General features: G+C 70.3%; 19 protein-coding genes. 10 read left to right on the top strand and 9 right to left on the bottom strand.

All coding sequences use genetic code 11. The features are described from left to right. Positions 1-61: 61 nt before the first annotated feature. The 3 genes from PHA84_RS15905 to PHA84_RS15895 all read left to right on the top strand — a co-directional run bounded on the left by PHA84_RS15905 (position 62) and on the right by PHA84_RS15895 (position 4,440). A complete protein-coding gene (locus tag PHA84_RS15905) occupies positions 62-346 on the top strand; it encodes an Lrp/AsnC family transcriptional regulator (protein WP_270889108.1) in 285 nt (94 codons plus the stop codon). A 146-nt stretch (positions 347-492) separates the two neighbouring features. Beyond that, a complete protein-coding gene (locus PHA84_RS15900) occupies positions 493-2,997 on the top strand; it encodes an SCO7613 C-terminal domain-containing membrane protein (protein ID WP_270889107.1) in 2,505 nt (834 codons plus the stop codon). Positions 2,998-3,063: 66 nt separating this feature from the next. Next, positions 3,064-4,440 (top strand): pyridoxal phosphate-dependent decarboxylase family protein, encoded by a 1,377-nt coding sequence (locus tag PHA84_RS15895; RefSeq protein WP_270889106.1) that lies wholly within the window; start codon positions 3,064-3,066, stop codon positions 4,438-4,440. A gap of 27 nt (positions 4,441-4,467) precedes the next feature. On the opposite strand, the gene trpD is transcribed toward PHA84_RS15895, so the two are convergent. Then, positions 4,468-5,538 (bottom strand): anthranilate phosphoribosyltransferase, encoded by a 1,071-nt coding sequence (gene trpD, locus PHA84_RS15890; RefSeq protein WP_270889105.1) that lies wholly within the window; start codon positions 5,536-5,538, stop codon positions 4,468-4,470. Continuing rightward, positions 5,535-5,987 (bottom strand): hypothetical protein, encoded by a 453-nt coding sequence (locus PHA84_RS15885; protein WP_270889104.1) that lies wholly within the window; start codon positions 5,985-5,987, stop codon positions 5,535-5,537. The genes trpD and PHA84_RS15885 overlap by 4 nt, the downstream gene beginning before the upstream one ends. An 86-nt stretch (positions 5,988-6,073) precedes the next feature. Between PHA84_RS15885 and ctaE the strand changes: the two genes are divergently transcribed. The 5 genes from ctaE (at position 6,074) to PHA84_RS15860 (ending at position 10,909) form a co-directional block, all read left to right on the top strand. Beyond that, positions 6,074-6,748 carry an aa3-type cytochrome oxidase subunit III gene (gene ctaE / locus PHA84_RS15880; RefSeq protein ID WP_442952911.1) on the top strand — a complete coding sequence of 225 codons (675 nt, stop codon included), beginning with the start codon at positions 6,074-6,076 and terminating at the stop codon, positions 6,746-6,748. Positions 6,749-6,800: 52 nt separating this feature from the next. Further along, positions 6,801-7,580: a cytochrome bc1 complex diheme cytochrome c subunit gene (gene qcrC, locus PHA84_RS15875; protein ID WP_270889103.1), complete on the top strand. Its 780-nt coding sequence runs from the start codon at positions 6,801-6,803 to the stop codon at positions 7,578-7,580. A gap of 85 nt (positions 7,581-7,665) precedes the next feature. Beyond that, positions 7,666-8,760 carry a cytochrome bc1 complex Rieske iron-sulfur subunit gene (gene qcrA, locus PHA84_RS15870; protein WP_270889102.1) on the top strand — a complete coding sequence of 365 codons (1,095 nt, stop codon included), beginning with the start codon at positions 7,666-7,668 and terminating at the stop codon, positions 8,758-8,760. Beyond that, on the top strand, positions 8,757-10,514 hold the full coding sequence (qcrB, locus tag PHA84_RS15865) for a cytochrome bc1 complex cytochrome b subunit (RefSeq protein WP_270889101.1): 1,758 nt from the start codon (positions 8,757-8,759) through the stop codon (positions 10,512-10,514). The genes qcrA and qcrB overlap by 4 nt, the downstream gene beginning before the upstream one ends. 44 nt (positions 10,515-10,558) lie before the next feature. Then, positions 10,559-10,909, top strand: a complete 351-nt coding sequence (locus tag PHA84_RS15860; protein ID WP_270889100.1) for a metallopeptidase family protein — start codon at positions 10,559-10,561, stop codon at positions 10,907-10,909. Between the two features lie 115 nt (positions 10,910-11,024). Here PHA84_RS15860 and PHA84_RS15855 read toward each other — a convergent pair whose 3' ends face one another. From PHA84_RS15855 to ctaC, 5 genes are all read right to left on the bottom strand, one after another. Next, positions 11,025-12,062 carry an alkaline phosphatase family protein gene (locus PHA84_RS15855; protein WP_270889099.1) on the bottom strand — a complete coding sequence of 346 codons (1,038 nt, stop codon included), beginning with the start codon at positions 12,060-12,062 and terminating at the stop codon, positions 11,025-11,027. A 28-nt stretch (positions 12,063-12,090) separates the two neighbouring features. Further along, on the bottom strand, positions 12,091-13,323 hold the full coding sequence (locus PHA84_RS15850; RefSeq protein ID WP_270889098.1) for a L,D-transpeptidase: 1,233 nt from the start codon (positions 13,321-13,323) through the stop codon (positions 12,091-12,093). A 272-nt stretch (positions 13,324-13,595) separates the two neighbouring features. Next, a complete protein-coding gene (locus PHA84_RS15845; RefSeq protein WP_270889097.1) occupies positions 13,596-13,997 on the bottom strand; it encodes a cytochrome c oxidase subunit 4 in 402 nt (133 codons plus the stop codon). 2 nt (positions 13,998-13,999) lie between these two features. Next, entirely contained in the window at positions 14,000-15,799 is a 1,800-nt protein-coding gene (ctaD, locus tag PHA84_RS15840; protein ID WP_270889096.1) for an aa3-type cytochrome oxidase subunit I, read from the bottom strand. Next, complete coding sequence (gene ctaC / locus PHA84_RS15835; protein WP_270889095.1) at positions 15,799-16,629, bottom strand: aa3-type cytochrome oxidase subunit II; 831 nt, start codon at positions 16,627-16,629, stop codon at positions 15,799-15,801. The genes ctaD and ctaC overlap by 1 nt, the downstream gene beginning before the upstream one ends. Positions 16,630-16,790: 161 nt before the next feature. Between ctaC and PHA84_RS15830 the strand changes: the two genes are divergently transcribed. Together PHA84_RS15830 and PHA84_RS15825 are read left to right on the top strand one after the other, a co-directional pair. Continuing rightward, the gene (locus PHA84_RS15830) at positions 16,791-17,972 is read left to right on the top strand and encodes a cysteine desulfurase family protein (protein WP_270889094.1); all 1,182 of its coding nucleotides are present in this window, start codon (positions 16,791-16,793) and stop codon (positions 17,970-17,972) included. A 95-nt stretch (positions 17,973-18,067) separates the two neighbouring features. Continuing rightward, positions 18,068-18,292, top strand: a complete 225-nt coding sequence (locus PHA84_RS15825) for a sulfurtransferase TusA family protein (protein WP_270889093.1) — start codon at positions 18,068-18,070, stop codon at positions 18,290-18,292. An 18-nt stretch (positions 18,293-18,310) separates the two neighbouring features. Here the strand turns inward: PHA84_RS15825 and aat are convergent, their stop codons facing one another. Both aat and PHA84_RS15815 read right to left on the bottom strand, forming a co-directional pair. Beyond that, a complete protein-coding gene (gene aat / locus PHA84_RS15820) occupies positions 18,311-19,003 on the bottom strand; it encodes a leucyl/phenylalanyl-tRNA--protein transferase (RefSeq protein WP_270889092.1) in 693 nt (230 codons plus the stop codon). Positions 19,004-19,007: 4 nt separating this feature from the next. Beyond that, on the bottom strand, positions 19,008-19,994 hold the full coding sequence (locus tag PHA84_RS15815; RefSeq protein WP_270889091.1) for a carbohydrate kinase family protein: 987 nt from the start codon (positions 19,992-19,994) through the stop codon (positions 19,008-19,010). Between the last annotated feature and the right edge of the window lie 94 nt (positions 19,995-20,088).

Here is a 20,088-nt window from a genome sequence, read left to right as displayed (position 1 = left end):
CCGGAAACGCGACCGTGCCGGCAGATGCGGCTCCGGCCCCCGCTGCGGCTAGATTGAGCCTGTGATCTCCGCCATCGTGCTCATCAACGCCGAAGTCGACCGCATTCCGGAGGTCGCGCAAGCCATTGCCGAGCTGGACGGCGTGAGCGAGGTCTACTCCGTGGCCGGCGACGCAGACCTCATCGCGATGATCCGCGTGAAAGAGCACGAGCAGCTCAACGACGTGATCGCCGACCGCCTGAACAAGGTCCAGGGAGTCATCGGCACGAACACCCACATCGCCTTCCGCACGTACTCCAAGCACGACCTCGAAGCGGCGTTCAGCCTGGGTCTCGACGGCGACTGAGGTCTGACCGCCGGTCCGAGATGACTTACAGGCCCGAGATGAGTACAGGCCCGAGATGAGTACCAGTCCTCATCCGGGGCGGTAGGTCCGACCAGGACACTGGGTGCAGCGCCTGACCAGCACCACATTCCTGTCCGGGAGGACCGATGCCGCCCATTCCCTGCCCCTCCTGCGGGGCTCCTCTGCCGCCCTACGCCTCCGGCTGCCCTGCCTGCCGGATCCCACTCACGGGCCCCGTCGCCGCGCGCCTGTGGTATGTCGACCAAACTCTGGCCACGCTTCGGGCCGAGCGCGTCGAGCTCTTGACCGCCCTGCGGAGCGGACGTTCGCCCGCGCAGGTCCCTGTGACGACCTCCGGGCAGGTCGGGGACCAGCGTCCCGCTGACCCTGGACTCCCCGGCGTGCCGGGAGTCCCCGGTGCGCCCGCAGCGCCTCGGCCACCCGCCGGAGCCGTGCCGCTGCGGACGTGGACCACGCAGCAGACGTTGCTGGCCATCGGGGTCCTGCTCGTGCTCGTGGCATCGTCCATCGCCCTGGCCTTCGCCTGGTTCGTGATCGGCCGTTACGGCCAGGTCCTGTTGATGGGTGGCTTCACCGCCCTGGCCGCGGTGGCAGCGCTCCTGCTGTCCTCCCGCCGCCTGCCGAGCAGCGCGGAAGCGTTGGCCCTGGTGTGCGGAGGTCTGCTGGTGCTCGACGCCGCGGCCGCCCGGCGCCTGGGGTTGTTCGCCCTCGACCAGGTCGACGGCCGGGTCTACACCGCCGTATCCGGCGCGCTGGTGGCCCTGCTTCTGGCAGCCCTTCACCGGCGCGACCACCGCATTGCCGGTTTCGCTCTGGTCGCCCTGACCTCGGCCTCCGTCGGCTGGGCAGGGGTGGTGTCCCTGGGGGACAGTTCGCCGGCAGCCGCGGCCACCCTCGCGCTCCTGGGCGCAGCGGTATTCGGGGCTGCCCGAGTACTGCTTCCCCGCACCTGGGGCCTGACGAGGCGAGCCTGCTCCGGTCCCGCAGCCCTGTGGACCGCCCTCTCCGGCCTGCTCGCGTTCGGCGGCGCGCTCGCCGCCTACCGCCCTGACGGGGACGGCAGGCCTGAGGCCACAGCCCTCGCCTGCCTGGTGGTGCTTCTGATCATCACGGCAGCCGGGGCGACCGTCGTACGGGAGGTCGTGAGGGGACGCGTGGTGACCCACGGGTCCACGCACGCTGTGCTCACCGCCTGGCGGCGGGCGCCCTTCAGCGGTGACTGGCGCGCCCTCGGAGTGGTCGCTGTGGTCGCGAGCGTGTCGCTACCCGCCGCCGTCCTCGGCTCGGGCCTCCAGGCCGGCGCGTTCGGGACGGCAGTCCTGGCGGTCCTGGCGGCACTCACCGCCGTGGCGCTCCTCGGTCTGCGGCCTTTGGGGACCGGAGTCGCGTCGCAGTGGTTCGAGCTGCAGGCGTTCCTGGGACTCGTCGTCCTTCTCCTGGTGTCCTTCGTCCACGGGCAGCAGTACGCCTGCGTGGTCGTGCTGCTCTCCTGCGCCCTCACCGCGACGACGGCCGCCGCGCTGCGGCCCGGGTGGCGAGCGGCTGCTGCTGCCGCCGCAGCAACAGCGACGGTGGGTGCCGTGGTGGTCGCCGCAGCGATGGTCTCCGTGACGGCCCAGAGCCTGGCCCTGACCGCCACGGGTCTGGCACTGACGCTCTTCGCGCTGGCCCGCCCGCGAACCGCCGAGGAGCGTCCCGTGGGCGGGGTCGGCTGCACGGCTCAGCTGCTCGCCCTCGGCGTGGCGGTCGCCGGGAGCCTCTCGTCCTGGGTGCAGCTCGCCGCTCTGCTGGCGATCACAGCGAGCGGAGCCGCTCTGGCCGTCCTGCGCCCCCGCCTGCGGGCTGTGTGGGCGGCCGCAGCGTGCACGAGCGGCACGTGGGCAACGTGGCTGGTCGGCGAGCCTGCCTCTGCGCAGGTGCGCTGGGGTCTCCTGGCCGCTCTGCCCGTCGTCATGCTCACCTTGGCCGCCTGGCGCAGGCGCACCGAGGAAGAGGTCGTCCTTGCGGTGGCAGCGCTGGTAGTGGCCCTCGACGCGGTGGCCACCGCCGTGGGGCGGGAGTGGCCGCACGCCGCGGCAGGGTGCTGCGCCGCGTACGGGGTGCTCGCGGTGATGTACGCCGCGCTGCCGGCCCGCCGCCGGGCCGTCATCGTGGGCGTTCTCTTCCTCACCGCCGGCTCGTGGGTCGAGAGCGCCCACGCCGGTGTGGACACCCCGGAGGCGTACACACTGCCGCTGGCGGTGTTCCTCCTGGCGGCCGGGTGGTGGTCCCGCAGGCAGCTGCGAGAGGTGTCGTGGTGGACCCTCGGTCCGGGCCTTATCGTGGCGCTGCTGCCCTCGGCACTGCTGACGGCGGCGGACCCCGGGCCGGTCAGGTCGGTACTCACGGCCACCACTGCGGTCGCCATACTCCTCGCCGGCGTGGCGCGCCGCTGGCAGGCGCCCGTCGTGGTCGGCGCGGTCGCCACGGTCATCGTCGCTCTGACCCGACTGGGCCCCCTGACCCTGCAGCTGCCCCAGTACCTCACCCTCGGGACTCTCGGCATCGTCCTCCTCGCCGTCGGTGCCAGGTACGAGCAGCGCCGGGCGGACGCGCGGCAGGCCCTCAGCTGGCTCGCGTCCATGACCTGAGGCACCCGGCTGCCGTGCGTCGCGCGACGGAGGCGGAAGCGCGAGGGCAGCGCTACGTTCACCGGCATGACGGAGCTCAGCGCGCTGTTCCATCGTGCGGCGGAGATCGCGGCGCAGCATCGGGAAGGCCTACCGCAGGCACCGGTCCACGCAGCCGAGCCGATGACGTGGCTCCACCGTCTGGACCGGACGATGCGGGACGACCCGACTCCCGCGGACGAGGTCCTCAGCGAACTGGTCGACAGCTTCACCCCTGGGCTCATGGCCACGGCGGGCCCCCGGTTCTTCGGGTTCGTCATCGGCGGCGCCCTGCCAGCGGCCACCGCCGCGGACCTGGTTGCGGTCGGCTGGGACCAGTGCGCCTTCAACGCGGTGCTTTCACCGGCGGCGGCCGCCGCCGAGCAGGTGGCGGCCTCATGGCTACTGCGCGTGCTGGGGCTGCCTCCCGGGTGCTCCGTGGGCTTCGTCACCGGAGCCCAGGGAGCCAACACCACCTGCCTGGCCACCGCGCGCCATCACGTTCTGGCGGAGGCGGGGTGGGACGTGGAGCGCGACGGCCTTGGCGGTGCCCCCGTCGTACGAGTCGTGGCTGGGGCCGAGCGCCACGCGACCATCGACAGGGCACTGCGGTTGCTGGGGTTCGGCTCGGCAGTCCTCGAACCCGTGGCGGCGAAGGCGGACGGTGCCATCGACGTAGGCCGGCTCGACGCGGTACTGGCGTCGGGGCGGGCCGGGCCGACCATCGTCTGTGTGCAGGCGGGCAACGTCAACACCGGCGCCTGCGACGACCTGCTGTCGGCCTGCGAGGTGGCGCACCACCACGGTGCCTGGGTCCACGTCGACGGCGCGTTCGGCCTCTGGGCGGCGGCCTCACCGGCCACCGCGTCGCTGGTGGCGGGACTCGACCTGGCCGACTCCTGGTCCGTCGACGGCCACAAGTGGCTCAACGTGCCGTACGACGTCGGTTTCGCCATCTGCTCCCGGCCCCAGGTCCACGCCGACGCGCTGCACTACACCGCCGCATACCTGACGGGACAGGAACGCCCCCAGCCGGTTCTCGGTGACCTCGTCCCGGAGTCGTCCCGGCGCGCGCGCGGGTTCACCGTCTGGGCCGCGCTGCGTGAGCTCGGGCGGCAAGGCGTCGCAGACCTCGTGGAGCGGTCCTGCACCTTGGCACGCAGGTTCGCCGACGGCCTGGCGGCCGGGGGCGCGGAGGTGGTCAACGAGGTGGTGCTGAACCAGGTGCTGGCGAGCTTCGGGGACGACGAACGGAACGATGCTGTGGTGGAGGCGGTCCAGCGCGAAGGGACCTGCTGGCTGGGCGGCACGACGTGGCGGGGCCGCCGGCTGATGCGGATCTCCGTGTCCGGCTGGTCGACGACGGAGGCCGACGTGGACCGGTCCGTCGAGGCCGTCCTTCGGGTGGCCGGGCGGACTGGCTGACGAGCAGCAGGGCGTCGCGGGTCGGACCTACGCGTGGCGCGTGGCCTCGGCCCACTCGTCGAGCCGACGGCTTGCGGCGCCGGAGTCCAGGGCCTGCTCCGCACGGTCCATCCCGGCCCGGACGCCCGCGACGAAGTCCTCCTGAGAGGGGCCCCGGTCCTGCTCCGTGAGAGCGAGCGCCAGTCCGGCGTTGAGCACCACCGCGTCACGGACGGCTCCCTGCGCACCCGCGAAGAGATCCCGGGCGACCTGGGCGTTGTGTGCCGCGTCGGCGCCGCGCAGAGCCGCCAGGGGCTGGCGTTCCAGCCCGACCTCCCGTGGGTCGAGGCTGCGCTGCGTCACGGCGCCGCCGCGGACCCACCACACCGTGGACGTGGTGCTCAGGGTGAGCTCGTCCAGACCGTCGTCACCGCGGAACACGGCTGCGTCCTTGCCGCGACCGGCGAACACCCCTGCCATGAGGGGGGCCATGCGAGCGTCCGCCACGCCGACCGCGGCGTACGTCGGCTGGGCCGGGTTCGTCAGCGGACCGAGGACGTTGAAGGTGGTCCCGACGCCCAGGCCACTGCGGGCTACCGCGGCGTGCCGCATCGCCGGGTGGAAGGCCTGCGCGAAGCAGAAGGTGATTCCTGCCTCCTGCGCCACGTCTGCCACCCGCTGCGGGGGCAGTCCCAGGTCGACTCCCAGCGCCTCCAGCACGTCCGCGGAGCCGGAGGACGACGAGGCGGCGCGGTTGCCGTGCTTGACCACCCGGATGCCACTGGCCGCGATGACGATGGAGGCCATCGTCGAGATGTTCACCGTGTGCAGCCGGTCGCCCCCCGTGCCGACGATGTCGAGGCTCACCCCCGGTACGTCGATGCGGTTCGCGTGAGCCAGCATGACGTCCGCGAGCCCGCGCAGCTCGTCCACGGTCTCCCCCTTGGCGCGCAGGGCCACGAGGAAGCCGGCCAGCTGAACCGGTGACGCCTCTCCGCTCATCACCTCGTTCATCGCCCAGGAGGCCTGCTGCACGGTGAGGTGCTGCCCCTGAAGGAGGGCGGTGAGCAGGTCCGGCCAGGTGTGCTCGGCCGAGGCCTGGGCCGCCTCGGCGGTCACGATGCGGTCGGGCGCCCGCGACGACCCAGCTCGGCCACGGCGGAGGCCAGCGAGATGGGGTCGAGCGGGTGAGGCACCACCAGGTCCGCCAGCGACCAGGTGGCCAGCCAGCCGTCCTGAGGACGTCCGATCAGGACGAGCACCGGCGGGCAGTTGAAGATCTCGTTCTTGAGCTGGCGGCAGAGCCCCAGGCCGCCTGTGGGCGACGCCTCGCCATCGAGGATGAGCACGTCGAACGAGGCGGACTCGACCGCCTCGATGACGGCCGGCGCCGTTGCGCACTCACGCCAGGAGGCCACCTCCACATCCCGCGCTGGGCGACGGCCCACGGTGACCCGGACGGTGTCCCGGGTCGTCCGGTCGTCGCTGTAGAGCAGCACCGAGATCTGGCGTACCGGAGAGCCTGAGGTGGCAGCGCCGTCGGCGGCCGTCGCGTGCGAAGCGGTCATGCCGCAGATGCTACCCGTGCGGCTTTCCAGGGGGCCGCGGACCCGTCGGGGGGTCGACGGTGTGCCGATAGGGGAATGTGGCAATAATGGCGCCTGTGGCGACAGCATCCGCGGTGACCTCCGAACCCCCCCGCTCAACCGGGAGCATCCCCGGTCACGGGCCCGTGTCCCGGCCCAACATGGTGTCGGTGGGCACCATCGTGTGGCTGGCCAGCGAGCTGATGTTCTTCGCGGGCCTGTTCGCCATGTACTTCACCATCCGGTCCGTGTCACCGGAGCTGTGGCAGGAGAAGACGTCCGTTCTCAACGTGCCGTACGCGACCGCGAACACGATCGTCCTCGTGGTGTCGTCCGTATGGTGCCAGCTCGGCGTCCATGCGGCCGAGCACGGCAAGGCGCACCGCGGCGACGGCCGACTGCTCTCCCCGAAGGGGTGGGGCATGCGGGAGTGGTACGTCCTGACGTACCTCTTCGGGGCCATCTTCGTGTCCGGCCAGGTGCTCGAGTACTCCGAGCTGGTTCACGAGAACATCACGCTGTCCTCGAACGCCTACGGCTCCGTCTTCTACCTGACCACCGGGTTCCACGCTCTTCACGTGACCGGCGGGCTGCTCGCCTTCCTGCTCATCATCGGGCGCACCTTCACGACCCGGCACTACAGCCACGCGCAGGCCGCCGGTGCCGTGGTCACGTCGTACTACTGGCACTTCGTCGACGTCGTCTGGATCGCCCTCTTCGCCACGATCTACCTGCTCCAGTGACCGCCAACCCGCCCCTGTCCGCAGCTTCAGCCCCCATGATGAGGACCGCACTGTGAACGCCTTGGCCGCCCGTCGACGCCATCCCGCGGCGATCGCCCTGCTCCTCCTCCTGGGCCTGGTCCTGACCGGGGTCGCCTACTCCACCTTCGCGCCCAAGCAGGCCGACGCCTCCCCCGCCGCGGCCAGCCAGGTCGAAGAAGGCAAGAAGCTCTTCCTCGCGAACTGCTCGACCTGCCACGGCCTGCAGGCGCAGGGGACCAATGTCGGCCCCAGCCTGGCGGGTGTCGGTGCCGCCTCGGTCGACTTCCAGGTGGGCACGGGCCGGATGCCGCTGGCCAAGCCGGACGTCCAGGCGCCCAAGGCCAAGGTGCGGTTCAGGCAGCCGGAGATCTCGGCGCTGGCGGCGTACGTCGCGTCGCTGGCACCCGGCCCGCCGATCCCGGACGCCCAGTACACCAAGGGTGACGGTGACGTTGCCAAGGGTGGCGAGCTGTTCCGGGTGAACTGCGCGATGTGCCACAACTTCGCCGGATCCGGCGGCGCCCTGACCCGCGGGAAGTACGCGCCAAGCCTGCGCAATGTTCAGGGAAAGCACATCTACGAGGCGATGGTGACTGGGCCGCAGTCCATGCCGGTCTTCAACGACGCCAACATCTCGCCCCAGTCGAAGAACGACATCATCAGCTACCTCCACGCGATCGACAAGGAGGAGAACGTCGGGGGCATGAACCTCGGGAACCTCGGGCCGGTCTCCGAGGGCCTGTTCGCCTGGGTGTTCGGCCTCGGTCTGATGGTCGCGTTCGCGGTGTGGCTGGGGAGGAAGGCCGCATGACGACTTGGTCACGGCGACTCGCCGGCGCCTGGCTGGTGCATCACCATGGAACTGACTCCCGCGACTGGACAGGACCGACGACACGATGAGCGAACACGACGCGCCGCGCGGCGAGGTCCGCCACACGACGTCTGCCGGCTACGGCACCACGGCGGTGCGGCTCGACCAGGGACACGTGCAGGGCAGCGGACGCCTGCCGGAGCGCTTCGAGAACCCCGGCCTAGCGCCGCACGTGCCTCGGATGGCGGACCTTGACGAGAGGGCGGCCAAGCGTGCCGAGAAGCAGGTCGCGACGCTCTTCGGACTCTCGAGCCTCGCCACGATCGTCTTCATCGTGGCGTACTTCGCCATCGACTCCAAGCACACCGCCTTCATCCCCGGGATAGGGGAGGCCAACCTCTACAACGTCGTGCTCGGGGTCCTGCTCGCGATCGCGCTTCTCGGCGTCGGCGTCGGCGCGGTGCACTGGGCGAAGACCCTGATGCCCGACACCGAGTCGGTCGAGATGCGGCACCCGCAGCGCGCCTCCGACGCCGACCGCGAACGCGTCGTCACCAACCTGACCGAGGGTGGCACCGCTGCCCAGCTGGGCCGTCGTCCGCTCATCAAGTTCTCCCTGCTGGGCGCGTTGGCGCTGCCACCGTTGGCCTTGCTGCTGCCGCTGCTCGGCGGTCTGGGACCCCTTCCCAAGGACCAGCTGTCACGCACGATGTGGAAGAAGGGCGACCGGCTGGTCCGCGACCCCGAGCGCACCCCCATCCGCGCCGACCAGGTGACCATCGGCTCCGTGTTCCACGTGCTCCCCGAGTCGATCAAGGACTCCCAGCACGTTCTCGAGGACAAGGCCAAGGCCGCCGTACTGCTCATGCGCCTGGACCCGGAGGACATCAAGCCGGCGAAGGAGCGCGACTGGGGCCACGACGGGATCGTGGCCTACTCCAAGATCTGTACCCACGTGGGCTGCCCCGTGGGTCTGTACGAGCAGCAGACGCACCACCTGCTGTGTCCCTGCCACCAGTCGACGTTCGACGTGACGCAGGACTGCAAGGTGATCTTCGGCCCGGCCAAGCGGCCGTTGCCCCAGCTCAAGATCACCGTTGATTCCGAGGGTTACCTGGTGGCCGACGCTCCCTTCCGCGAGGCGGTCGGCCCGAGCTTCTGGGAGCGTGGACACGCATGAGCACCACCCACACCGCGTCGGGCGCCGACCGCCTGCGCGCCGACGACCAGGCCCCGAAGAGCTCGCCCAGTGGTGGCCTGAAGGCCGTCGGCGGCGTCGCCGGCTGGCTGGACGACCGGACCGGCGCCGCCAAGCCCGTGGGGTACCTCATGAAGAAGGTCTTCCCCGACCACTGGTCCTTCATGCTCGGCGAAGTCGCCATGTACTCGATGATCATCTGCCTGCTCTCCGGCACGTTCCTCACCTTCTGGTTCGTGCCGAGTGCTGGCCAGGTGGTCTACGACGGCTCCTACCTGCCCCTGCGCGGCGTGACGATGTCGGAGGCCTACCGCTCGACGGTGGACATCTCCTTCGACATCCGTGGTGGCCTTCTGATCCGGCAGATCCACCACTGGGCCGCGCTGATGTTCATCGTCGCGCTGTCCGTGCACATGTTGCGCGTCTTCTTCACCGGCGCCTTCCGCAAGCCGCGGGAGATCAACTGGGTCATCGGGACGGTCCTCTCGATGCTGTCTCTCATCGAGGGGTTCGCCGGCTACTCGCTGCCCGACGACCTCCTCTCCGGGACGGGGCTGCGCGCAGCCGAGGGCTTCATGCGCTCCGTCCCCGTCCTGGGCTCGTACCTCTCGTACTTCGTCTTCAACGGTCCGTTCCCGGGCGAGTCGATCATCCCCCGCCTGTACTCCGTGCACGTGCTGCTCCTGCCCGCCATCCTGGTGGGCCTGTTCACCGTCCACATCGGGCTCGTCTTCATCCAGAAGCACACCCAGTACCCCGGTCCGGGGCGCACCAACGACAACGTCGTGGGCTTCCCGGTCATGCCGGTGTACGCCGCGAAGGCGGGTGGCTTCTTCTTCATCGTCTTCGGGGTCGTCGCGCTGATCTCCGCGCTGGTCACCATCAACCCCATCTGGGCCTACGGACCGTACGACCCCTCGCCGGTGACCGCCGGGTCCCAGCCCGACTGGTACATGGGCTTCGCCGACGGGGCCCTGCGCCTGCTGCCCGGCTGGCTCGAGTTCACCGCCTTCGGCTTCACCTTCTCGTTCAACGTCATGATCGGGGCCATCCTCCTCATCCCCGTGATGTACGGGCTGATGGCCGCCTACCCCTTCCTCGAGCGCTGGGTCACGGGCGACACGCGTGAGCACCACCTCCTGGACCGGCCGCGAAACAACCCCACGCGCACCGGGCTCGGCGTCGCCGCCCTGACGATGTATGGGGTCCTGATGTTCGCCGCCGGCAACGACATCATGGCCATCAAGCTGCACCTGTCCATCAACGACATCACACACGTGCTCCGCGCGGCGTTCTTCGTCGCACCTCCCATCGCGTTCTGGGTCACGAAGAGGATCTGCCTGTCGCTCCAGCGCAAGGACAGGGACCTCGTCCTGCACGGCCGCGAGACCGGACGCATCGTCCGCACCGCCGACGGCCGCTTCTTCGAGCAGCACGAACCGCTGGACGAGTTCACCCGGTGGACCCTGGTCCAGCACGAGGCGCACGAGCCTCTGCAGCTGCAGAGCGGGACGGACGAGCACGGCGTAGCCTCTCCCACCGCCCGCAAGGACAAGGTGAGGGCACGACTGTCCAGGTTCTACTTCGACGACCGCGTGGAGCCGGCCAGCCCCGCGGACCTCGCGGCGGCGCACCACGACGGCCACGGTCACGAGTCCATCGAGTCCGCCCCCGGGCCAGTGGAGTCGCGGCCGGCGTTGGAGACCTCGCGGCGCGAGCCGCCTCAGCGCCCCTGAGGCGCGAAACAGTCACACAGCGCTCGCGGTGCAGGCCCCGCTCCATGGTGCAGATGGATCCGGCCGCCTTCGAGGACGCCGTCGGTGACGCTCTGGACGCCGTCCCGGCGGAGCTCATGGCCCTGCTGGACAACGTGGTGTTCTTCGTCGAGGAGGAGCCGCCGGCTGACGACCCGGACCTGTTGGGACTCTACGACGGGACCCCGCTGACGGAGCGAGGCGACGCCTGGGCCGGCGCGCTGCCGGACCGGATCACCATCTTCCGCGGCCCGTTGACCCGGATGTGCCGGGACCGCGAGGAGCTTCTCGACGAGATCGCCATCACCGTGGTGCACGAGATCGCACACCACTTCGGCATCCCGGACGAACGGCTGCACGAGCTGGGCTGGGCCTGAGCCGCCGCCCTTCCTCTGCGCCCCGTCCTCTGCGCCCCGTCCTCTGCGCGCCCCTTCCTCAGCGCCCCTTCCTCGCTGCGTCCCCTACCTTGGCAGCCTTATGAAGGACGAACCCTCAGCGGAGCGGCAGGCCGAACGCCTGCGCCATGGAGGGCGCCTGTGCGCCACGACCCAGTGGCGACGTGCCGGTCACCTCGGCATAGAGCCGGGTCAGCGAGTAGTGGGTCAACGGCTGGGCGACCACCACGTGGCGCAGGGACGGATGCGCGACGACGGTCAGGACGCGGTTCCCCGCAGTCCGGTCGTCCTCGTCAGCCGTGAGCACGACGGCGAGGCGCCCCGAGCGCCAGTCCGGCCCTGCCATGACCCGCTCCATCACGGTGCGGAACCACGTGTCCGCGACCAGCAGCGAGCAGTCGTGGGCGTCGTGGCACAGGTCGGGGACGATCATGCCGGCGGAGGGCAGGGCGCCTTCCCGCACCGTCCTTTCCAGGACGGACAGCGGGAGGTCGTCACGGTCACAAAGCGCTCGTTCGGCCGTGAAGTACGGCCACGGGTTGTGCTTCACGGCGTACCGGCCGCTGCTGGCGCTCTGGCACGGCGACGACATGGCGTCGACGTACACCCCTGCCGTGCGGCCGGCCGCGACCGCGGCCCCGAACACCGAGGCTCCGGACAGCAGGTGGGCCGCAGGAGCGTCGTCGTCACGGACGCCGTGGGTGCTTCCCGAGGCGATGGCGAGGTAGTTGGGCAGTGACGGATGCCGGATGGCCGTGTAGTGGTCCGCGTAGCCGTACTGTTGCGCCAGCCCGTAGGTGTAGGGCATCTGGCGACGCATCTGCCCTAGTGAGTGGTTCTCCACGACGACGACGAGGAGCTTGTCGACCCTGCGCGGAGCCACGGAGGGCGAGCCGCTGCTGCCGCCGCGGGTGCTGCCGGAGGCGACACTGGTGCTCCTGGTGCCGGCGGTGGGAGCGGCCGCCCGCGGAGGACCGGTGCCGGCGGTGACAGCCGGCTGTCGGCTCACGGTCCCCGCGGACGCGGCAGCAGATGGCGCCTGCGCACCGGAGCCGCGGCCGGGGGCGCAGGCGGACAGCATGGCCAGGGCGGCGACGGTCAGGGCCGCCAAGGGCCGCTCGACCTGCCGGCTCATCCTGCGCACCGAGGACCGCACGTCATCCTCAGGCGAGGGCGCTCTGCGCCTTCCAGCGGTCGAAGGAGTACTGCCACACCCCGATGCCCTCGGTGGGCAGGAACGGCCTGCTGGAGCCCACGAACTTCACGACGTCCCCCACCTTGGAGGTCTCGAACATCCACTGCGCGTTGGCCGGTGACATGTTGACACAGCCGTGGCTGACGTTGGCGGTGCCTTGCGCCCCCACCGACCACGGGGCGGAGTGCAGGTACTCGCCGGTCCAGGTGACCCGCAGGTTCCACTTGGTGTCGACCTTGTAGTACCCGGGCTTTCCCTTGGGGATACCGATGGTTGTGGAGTCCATGGTCACCTCCCCCTCCTTGCGGATGATGACCTTGGTCCCCGAGCGCGTCTCGGTGAGCGGTCCGGGGCGGCCCGTGCTCACCGGGATGACCCGGATGACTTCCCCACCGCGACGCACGGTCATGGTGTGGGCCTTGATGTCGACCGTCGAGACCATCGAGGACCCCACCGTGAAGCTCGCGCTGTCGTCGTTGGCGACCCACTTGTCCGGCCCCGTCTGAACTCCGGTGAGGGGTGCCTGGATCGTGACCTTGGTGCCGGGCTGCCAGTACCCCACCGGGCGCCACATGAGCTGACGGTTGTCCAGCCAACCCCAGGCGCCCTGCTGTTTCGGGGACGTGATCACACTGACCAGCTTCTCCACCTGCGCGCGCTCCTCCTTGGTGGCGACAGGCGAGTCGAACTGGATGCTGGCCGGCATGCCGATCCCTACCGTCTCGCCGGCGTTGAGGATGCCGTACGTGGCCGTGACCTTCGGCTTCAGCGTGCTGAAGGTGGAGGTCGTCGTCGCCGGCCGTCCATCAGAACCGGTGGCGGTCATGGTGACCTTGTAGATGCCGTTGGGGGCGAGGCGTCCCGTGGAGGTCCACATGCCACCGGAGCGAAGGTGACCCTTGAGGGCGCGGCCGTTGTCGTCGACCACGCTCACCTGCGTGAGCGTGCCGGAGGCCGCCTTGACGACCACCGGGGTGGTGGGGAGGACGCCGGTGGCGTTGTCGGTGGGCGTGACGTCGAGCTGGGCGGGCGTGGCTTCCGGCGTGGGGGCGGAGGGAGAGTTGGTGGCCGACGCGGCCGCTGGAGACTGTTCGGTGCTGGGACTCACGGCGCCGCTCTGGCAGGCCGCTGTCAGCGTCGCCGCTGCGACCATCGCCAGACCCGCTGCGACCCGGCGCAGCCCTACCGTCCTCACCACCACGCGAACTCCTGTGCTCTCGCGCCGCAGGACGACGCCGCTCCGTGACCGCGCCTCGGTACGGTCTTCTCGCCGAGGCGAACCCTCACCCGGACGGACGCACGAGCACCCGGTCCGGTTGTCCCCCGCGCCTCTGCCGGCACCGGCGACTCGCCAGGAGGTCACCCGCGTGATCCCAGCCCCTTGGGACACCACCCCTACGCGGCCTCCGGTCCCCATCCTACCGGCTGCAGCAGGGTGCCCCGGACGCGGCGACGGGTCGACGCCCGCGGCTGTCAGGCGGCGAAGGGGCCCTTGAAGTACTCGAAGGTCCATCCCACGAGGGCAACCACGCCGAGCGCGGCACCGATGATGAAGAGCCACCAGCCGACGGCCAGACCCGCGAAGCACAGCGCCGCGGCGCCGGCCAGCGGCAGCGGCCACCAGGAGTGTGGGCTGAAGAAGCCGTACTCGCCCTCCTGCTCCGCGATCTCGCCGCCAGGGTTGTCCTCCGGCCGCTCCGGGAGCCGGCGCGCCGTCGCCCAGAGGTAGAAGGCGATCATCGCGCCCAGTCCGGCGGACAGGAAGAGACCGGCAGGGCCCACGGGCTCCTTCCACCCGGTGGCGATGCCGTAGACCAGCCCCACCGGGGCGAAGAACGCGGCGAGGATCACGAAGAGCTTGTACTCGACCTTCATGGTCAGTCACGCTCCTCGTGGTAGCGGCCATGCCGCTCCGGACCGTCGAACTCGCCGGTACGGTGCGAAGTCTGGTCCGCGGTCGTCCCGTCGGCCATGACGCGGGTGAGCGTGTCGGGGTCGGCCTGGACCACTCGCAGCCCCACAGCCTCGGCGTGGTGCAGGTCGAACGCCGGACGCTCGGAGCGGATCCGCGGGATCGAGTCGAAGTTGTGCCGTGGTGGCGGGCAGGACGTGGCCCATTCCAGGGAGGCGCCGTAGCCCCACGGGTCGTTGGTCTCCACGAGCGGAGCAGTCCGCCAGGTCTTCCAGACGTTGTAGAGGAACGGCAGGGTCGACGCGCCCAGGAGGAAGGCACCGAACGTGGACACCTGGTTCATCCACGTGAAGCCGTCCGAGGGCAGGTAGTCGGCGTAGCGCCGCGGCATGCCGTCGACACCCAGCACGTGCTGGATGAGGAACGTCGTGTGGAAGCCGATGAACAGCATCCAGAAGTGGATCTTGCCGAGGGTCTCGTCAAGCATGCGGCCGGTGAACTTCGGCCACCAGAAGTAGAAGCCCGCGAACATGGCGAACACCACCGTGCCGAAGACCACGTAGTGGAAGTGGGCCACCACGAAGTAGCTGTCGGTGAGGTGGAAGTCCAGCGCGGGGCTCGACAGGATGATGCCGGTCAGCCCACCGAAGAGGAACGTGACCAGGAACCCGATCGCCCACAGCATCGGCGTCTCGAAGGAGAGCTTGCCGCCCCACATGGTGCCGATCCAGTTGAAGAACTTCACCCCGGTCGGCACGGCGATCAGCATCGTCATCACCGCGAAGAAGGGCAGGAGCACCTGTCCCGTCGGGTACATGTGGTGGGCCCAGACGGTCACGGAGAGCGCCGCGATCCCGATCGTGGCGAAGACCAGGGTCTTGTAGCCGAAGATCGGTTTGCGGGAGAAGACGGGCAGGATCTCGGAGATGATGCCGAAGAACGGCAGCGCGATGATGTAGACCTCGGGATGGCCGAAGAACCAGAAGAGGTGCTGCCAGAGCATCGGTCCGTTGTTCTCCGGGTCGAACACATGAGCCCCGAACTTGCGGTCCGCGCCCAGAGCCAAGAGGGCGGAGGCCAGGACAGGGAACGCCATGAGCACCAGCAGGGACGTCACCAGGACGGTCCACGTGAAGATGGGCATGCGGAACATCGTCATACCGGGGGCGCGCATACAGATGATCGTGGTGATGAAGTTGACGGCCCCCAGGATGGTCCCGAAACCACCCAGCGCCAGGCCGAAGACCCACAGGTCTCCGCCGAGCCCAGGGCTGTTGGAGGCGTCCGACAGCGGCGCATAGGCGAACCATCCGAAGGAGGCGGCGCCACTGGGGGTCAGGAAACCGGCGGACGCGATGAGGCCCCCGAAGAGGTACATCCAGTACGCCAACATGTTGAGGCGCGGGAACGCCACGTCGGGCGCGCCGATCTGGATGGGCATCAGCGCGTTCGCGAAGCCGGCGAAGAGAGGCGTCGCGAAGAGCAGCAGCATGATCGTGCCGTGCATGGTGAACAGCTGGTTGAACTGTTCCGGGTTGTCCACCACCTGCAGGCCGGGCTGGAACAGCTCGGCACGGATCAGCAGCGCGAGCACACCGCCGAACATGAAGAAGACGAACGAGCTGATGAAGTAGAGGTTGCCGATCACCTTGTGGTCGGTCGTGGTCATCCACTTGACGACGGTCCGGCCCTTGCTCAACCGACGGGTCGCGTGGGCCCCGGTGCTGCGCAGGTAGGTCGAGGTGGACTCGGTTGCGGCTGCCATCACTTGCTTCCTGAATCCTGGAGGCGGTTCTGGTCCTCGTTCATGACCTTCTCAGGGCTGAGGCTGTTGTCGAGCTGGCCGGTGTTCCCCCGAGCCTTGAGCTGGGAGATGTGCGACTCGAAGGCGGACTGGTCGACCACCCGCACGTTGAACAGCATCCGCGAGTGGTAGGCCCCGCACAACTCGGCGCACCTGCCCTTGAAGCTGCCGACCTGAGTCGGCACGACCTGGAACCTGTTCACCCGGCCCGGGATCAGGTCCAGCTTCTGCAGGAAGGCGGGGACCCAGAAGGAGTGGTTCACATCGCGGGAGGTCAGGACGAACTCGACGCGCTTGTTGACCGGGAGGTAGAGCGTCGGCAGGACCTCCTCCGTGCCCGGCTCGCCGGTCATCTCCGCCTGCGTCCCCGACTCGAAGGTCTGCTCCTTGACGTAGTTGAAGTCCCAGCTCCACTTCTTCCCCACGACGTTGACGACCACGTCGGGAGTCTTGGAGGTGTCCAGCAGCGTGGCCTCGTCGCGTGCCGTGTAGTAGAAGAGCACCGAGATCATGAACACCGGGATGACCGTGTACAGGATCTCCATGGGGACGTTGTAGCGGAACTGCACCGGCAGAGCCGTGTCGTCCTTCTTGCGGCGGTACGCGACGACGCACCACAGGATCAGACCCCAGACGAGGACCCCCACCGCCAGCGCGGCGATCCAAGCGCCGTTCCAGAGCCGCGTGACGTGCTCACCGTTGGCGCTCGCGGACCGCGGCAGGAAGCCGTCCTGGAACCGGCCCGCGCAGCCCGACAGGGCGAGCGCCACCACCGACAGCACGAAGGACATGGTCGCGGTCCTACTGGCAGTCCGCCGCCGCTCAGGGCGCGGCGCAGAGACGTCGAGCTGACGCAACGGTGCACCTTCTTCGAAGCAGTGATGGGCCATCGCGCCAAACCCTACTCCAGCCCTACCCCCCCGTCCGGTCAGGGTGCGGCTAACGTCAGGGTGTGGCGAGCACCTCCCCGAACCGGGCGATTCTGGACGCGTCGCCGGGTCCCATGGACCCCGTGGCGAGGCAGACTCTGCTCGCTGCCATGGATGCGGGCTGGGCCGACCCACGCCGCCTCTACGCAGAGGCCAGCACCGCCCGCCGGCTCCTGGACCAGGCACGGGAGGTCCTGGCGCAGGGCCTCGGGGTCCGCCCCTCGGAGGTGGCGTTCGCGCCGGACGGCCCCACGGCGGTGCGCTGGGCGATGGAGGGACTGTTACATGCCGCGCGTCGCCGCGGAGCCCGGACGGTCGCCTCGGCCGTCGAGCACTCGGCCGTCCTGGCGCCAGGACGGCACCGAGCTACTACTGCGGGCGACCCCTCCCTCTTCGTCGAGGTGCCGGTCCAGCCGTCGGGCGCTCTGGACCTGCCGGCCTGGAACGCCGCCCTCCAGGTGCCTGGAACCGTGGCCGCCGCCCTCCAGCAGGCCAACGGAGAGGTCGGGACGATGCAGCCCCTGGAGGACGCCTGGGACGCCTGCCGACGTGCGGGCGTTCCACTCGTGGTCGACGCCCAGGCGTGCCTGGGCCGAACCGGGGCACCGACGTCGTACGACGTTCTCGCCGGCGACGCCCAGTCCTGGGCAGGCCCCGGTGGGCTGGGGATCCTCGTGGTCCCGGAAGGGACGCGCTGGGCCCTGCCCGGCCCACCGGACCCCGACGGCGCCCTGAGCGGTCCGACGCGGCACACGCCGTGGGTCCCGCTTGCGCTCGCGGCGGCCGAGGCGTGGCAGCAGACGGGCGCGACCCTCGACGCGGACGCCCGGGAGGCGACCGCCTTGGTCGATGCCCTGCGCGCCGCCGCCGCTGCCCTTCCGGACACCGAGGTGGTCGGGGACCCTGTGGATCGCCTCCCCCACATCGTCACCTTCTCGGCCCTCTATGCCGACGGCGAGGCCATTGTCCGGGAGTTCGACCGCCGCGGGTTCGCCGTCGCCTCCGGCTCGGCGTGCACTGCCAGCACCCTCGAGCCCAGCCACGTCCTGGCCGCGATGGGGGCGCTGACCCACGGGAACGTCCGGGTCACGCTACCCCTCCTGCGGGTGGCTGGCGGGCGCAGCGAGGACGTGGCCCGGTTCGCCGAAGCCATCCCCGCCGTCGTCGCAGCGGTCCGGGCGGAAGTCGGAGCCCCCCGGTGGTGACAGGGGTGCCCGAACCGGGGCCGACGCAGCCCACGCCGCGGCCCGGCCGGGTGCCGACACGGAGGCCCGAACCGGGGCCTCAGCCGCTGGTCGTCGTGGACGCCCGTGGCCTGCGCTGCCCCCTGCCGGTCATCCGCCTCGCGCAGCGTGCTGGCGAGTGCCCGGCCGGCGCAGTGCTGGAGGTCCTGGCCACGGACCCCGCCGCCCGGGCCGACATCCCGGCCTGGTGCCGGATGAAGGCGCAGGAGTTCCTCGGGGCGCAGGACCACACCGGTCCCGACGGCGAGCACACCGCGTACCACGTGCGGCTCGTGGGCTGACGCGGCGGACACCGACGGTCAGGGGCAGGGCCGGAACGTCGGCGGCGGCAGAGCCACAGCGGCAGCCAGGCGGCGCAGATAGTCGCTGCGCGGGATGCTCACGACGCCCAGCGTCCGCAGATGGTCCGTGGCCCACTGCACGTCCACGAGCCGCCGCGGGTTCCCATCGGCGAAGACATAGCCCGCCATCGCCACGACCGCGGCCTTGGAGGCGTCGGTCACGCGGTGGAACATGGACTCCCCGGCGAACAGACCGCCCACCACGACTCCGTAGAGGCCGCCCACCAGCTGACCGTCCTGCCAGGTCTCGATGCTGTGGGCCCAGCCGAGGGCATGCAGCTCGCCGTAGGCGTCCATGATCTCAGGGGTGATCCACCGGCCCTGGCGGGCTGGGTCGGCGCATGCCTGGACCACCTCGTCGAAGGCCGTGTCGACTCGGAGCTCGAACCGGCGCAGCGAACGCCTCAGGGAGCGGCTGACGTGAACCCCGCCCGGCAGCAGCACGCCTCGGGGATCTGGGGACCACCAGCCCATCGGCCGCCGGCCGTGCTCGCCCAGACCCATCGGGAACAGTCCGCTGCGATAGGCCTCCAGCAGGGTGCCGGCGCGCAGGTCCCCACCCACCGCGACGAGGTCCTCGCCCTCGGCGATGCCGCTGAGGTCGAACACCCAGGACGTCGGCAGGGGCTCCACCGGGTCCGTCGCGTCCATCGGGTCAGGGCGCGACGCAGGTGATGTGCGGCTCGATGGTGTCCGCGGAGTCCTGGCCGTAGGCGTCGGCGAGACGCTGCAGGAAGCTCCGCTTCCCGAGGGTGTACTCCTGTGTTCCCACCGTCTCGATGACATAGGTGGCCAGCATCGACCCCAGCTCGGCGGAGTGGCGCAGACCAAGGTCGGCGGACAGTCCGGTCAGGAAGCCGGCCCGGAACGCGTCCCCCACCCCCGTCGGGTCGGCGCGCCGCACCTCGCGGGCGACGGACACCTCGACCGGGTCCTCGCCCTTGCGCTCGACCGTGACCCCGTCCTTGCCACGGGTCACCACGCGGGTATGGACGCGGTCGGCGATCTCCTCCGCGCTCCAACCGGTCTTCTGCGAGGTGAGCGCCGCCTCGTACTCGTTGGTCAGCAGGTAGTCCGCCCCGTCGATGAGCTGCCGGATCGTCTCGCCGTCGGCGAAGGCCAGCTGCTGGCTCGGGTCGGCGGCGAACGGGATGCCTCGGGAGCGGCACTCGCGGGTGTGCCGGAGCATGGCCTCGGGGTCGTTGGCTCCGACGACCACGAGGTCGAGCCCTCCGACGCGCTCCGCGATCGGACCGAGCTCGATGGCCCGGGCCTCGCTCATCGCGCCGGCGTAGAAGGTGGCGATCTGCGCCATGTCGTCATCGGTGGTGCAGACGAAACGCGCTGTGTGCTTGGACTGCGAGATGTGCACCGACGCACAGTCCACGCCGTGGCGCTCCAGCCAGCTGCGGTAGTCGCCGAAGTCCTCGCCGACGGCGCCGACGAGGATAGGGTGCTGGCCCAGGCACGCCATCCCGAACGCGATGTTGGCCGCTACGCCCCCGCGCCTTACCTCGAGGTCGTCGGCCAGGAAGGACAGCGACACCTTGTCGAGCTGCTCGACCACCAGGGAGTCCCGGAACCTTCCCCGGAAGGTCATGAGGTGGTCGGTGGCTATGGACCCGGTGATGGCGATACGCACGTGCGGCAACCTACCCGCTGGTGTCGCCGAAGGCACCGTAGGCCCGGTCGCGGGAACGGGAGGGCGAGAGGAAGTCGGCGGGAGGACTGGAGCG

It is taken from the genome of Pedococcus sp. 5OH_020 (genome assembly GCF_027812955.1).
Lineage (GTDB): Bacteria > Actinomycetota > Actinomycetes > Actinomycetales > Dermatophilaceae > Pedococcus.
The sequence above is the reverse complement of the archived record's forward strand: the minus strand, read 5'-3'. Positions and strand labels throughout refer to the sequence as shown.